This is a genomic window from Mycobacterium sp. DHQP2018-32-09, from assembly GCF_058148405.1.
Genome location: NZ_JBYVYK010000123.1, coordinates 1 through 617, shown reverse-complemented (window position 1 = coordinate 617; position 617 = coordinate 1). Strand labels below are relative to the sequence as shown.

At 75.5% G+C, this 617-nt stretch carries 1 protein-coding gene; it reads right to left on the bottom strand.

Translation table 11 applies throughout. The annotated features are described in order from the left end of the window. On the bottom strand, positions 1 to 617 hold a 617-nt coding region (locus AC30CM_RS26970), incomplete at both ends, for a DUF222 domain-containing protein (protein WP_490119970.1).

Here is a 617-nt window from a genome sequence, read left to right as displayed (position 1 = left end):
GGTAGTGGTGGGCGTGGGCGGCCAGGCGGATGAGGTCGGGCATGGGGAGTCGGGTGCCGCCGGCGGTGAGGGCGTAGCCGGCGCCGGCGTGCAGTTCTTGCAGGGTGGTGGTGACCACGACCGAGACCGGGAGGCCGTTGAGGTCGCCGAGGCCCTTGGTGCACAGCAGCATGCGGGCCATGGTCTGTAGGGCGTCGTGGTGGCGTTGGGCGCGGGTGCGGCCGGTGTCGTCGAGCAGCGGCCCCGGAAACGCAGATGCAGCACCCTGCGGTGCCGCGCCGCCGTCTGCCGCGCCGCCCTCTGCCGTGCCGTCTTCTGCCGCAGCGCCGTCTGCCGCACCGCCGTCTGCCACGCCGCCGTCTGCCACGCCGCCGTCTGCCACGCCGCCGTCTGCCGCACCGCCCTCTGCCGTGGCAGCCGCTCCCGCAGCACCCTGTCCCGGACCGTCGTCTCCCGTGCCGCCGGGTCCCTGGCCGTCCTGCGGTGTGGGGTCGGGTGGGGTGACGCGGGTGGGGTCGGTGGCGGCGAACTTGGCGAGCAGCGGTTCGAGCAGGGCGCGGCATTCGGCGGTGATCCAGCCGGTGAGGCGGCTGTGGCCGTCGGGGCGTTGGGGGCCC